The organism is Luteibacter sp. P4_D7_3 (genome assembly GCF_056401735.1).
In genome coordinates this window covers 1-1,764 of sequence record NZ_JBFUIT010000508.1, presented here as the reverse complement: position 1 = coordinate 1,764, position 1,764 = coordinate 1, and the positions used below count along the sequence as shown (strand labels likewise).

1 pseudogene is annotated in these 1,764 nt (G+C 62.8%); it reads right to left on the bottom strand.

Features of this window, described 5'->3' with window-relative positions:
• Positions 1-1,764, bottom strand: a pseudogene (locus AC1DSN_RS22135) (hypothetical protein); the annotation flags it as partial.

Sequence of the window (1,764 nt, the reverse complement as noted above, 5' to 3'; positions counted from 1 at the left end):
ATATCAGCCCATGCACCGCCGTTGATGGCTTGCTGCACGTTGTAAGACGTCGCCGTCGGTGAACTCGACCAGGTCACTGTAATGGTCGAGAGGTTGCCAGCCAGCGACGCACTGACGGACGAGGGCGCAATGGGGGCCGACGGTGGCGGGGCCACCACGGTCGTAGCGGGCGCACTCCATGCCCCACATCCACCCGTGTTGCAGGCACGGACCTGATAGTGGAACGTGCCAGCGGCGGCGTGGGTGATTTGGCGATTGAGGGCGGCGGAGGAGGCGATGCTCGTCCACGCACTCCCATCAGGCTGCTCCTGGAGCTCGTAGCTTGTCGTCGAGGCGACGGCCGTCCAGGAGACTGTGTAGGCGACATTGGCCTGCGCTGAGGCGGGCGCAGTCAGAGACGGCGCGAGTGCAGGTGCCGGCACGCTGTTGGTGCTGGCAACAAGCTTTTTGCCGAGATAGATGTAATCCGTCCCCGAGTTCGTCGCCGGGTCGTATTGCCAGAGCAGTTGCCCGGCGGCGTTGTAGGCGTAGTACGTCGTGCCGGTTGGCGAGACTGCTTTCACGCGACGGCCGGCAGCGTCATACATGGAATCGCCAAGGGTGCCTACCGACAGGACCCGGTTCGCAACATCGAACGCCAGGGCCTGACCGTCCCGCAACGTGACATTGCCCCGGTTGTCGTACGTGTACGAGTGCGTCGGCGACCCGTTGATGCTGATGTTGGCCAGCTGGTTGAAGCCGTTGTAGTTGTAGGTGCTGACGCCTCCAGAGTTGGTCACGCTCTGGATGTTGTTGAGGGAGTCGTAGCTGTAGGTTTCGTTCCCCCACAACCCAGGCGAGCTTGCCCCGGTCAGGCGGTTGAGTTCGTCGTAGGTAAACGCCCGTGCGCGCTGACCGGTCCCGACCGCGTTGGATATGGAAGTGATGTTGCCCGCCGGGTCATAAAGGTACCCTTCACTGATGGGCGCACTGCCTGGTGTGCCATAGGCAAAGTCTGCAAGCAGGTTTCGCTCGTTGCGGTGCGCGGTGTACGGCACCCCGTTGCCCAGCGTGTAACCCGCCACCTGACCATCCGGGTAGTAGGTGGCACCGGTCGCATAGGGGCCTGCGCCCGTCGGCTGCCCGAGCGCGTTGGGTCCGTAGGGGATGGAATTGCCGTCAGGATACTGCGTCGACACGAGGTTTCCGTTTTCGTCGTAGGTGTAGCCCACCGTCCAGGACCAGGAATCGACCGAGAGAAGCTCGGCGGTGACCACGCCCATCTTGTTGCGGCCAAATGCCCAGCCCACCGCACCCTTGTTGGTCGGCTTGGCGCTTGCCGTGTCAGACACCGCCGTTGCTGGATTGCCCAGCAGGTCGTAGGTATAGGTGAGCGTCGGACCGACGCCGGGATAGGTCACCTGGGTCACCCGGTTCATGGAGTCGTACGCACGATTGACCTTGTCACTGGCCAGAACCTGGTCGTACCCGCAGCCCGGGTCATTGAACGCCTGGCCGGACGCTGACCACACGACGTTGCCCACCGCATCGAAGGCCGAAATTGCGCTGCCCGCTTCCTTTTCATACAACCGGCAGACGCGGTACTGGCTGTCGTAGGTGTATTTCTTGCTCAAGCCACCTTGGCTGATGGAATTGGGATTCCCGTAGACATCGCGGTCGATGGTCTGGGTGACGAGTGAGGCGCCCGCGCCTGCGTCTACGCGAACCGGCTTGTCGTAAGCAGGTTCGTCGAACGCCTGGTAGGCCGTCGAGACTGCATTGCCC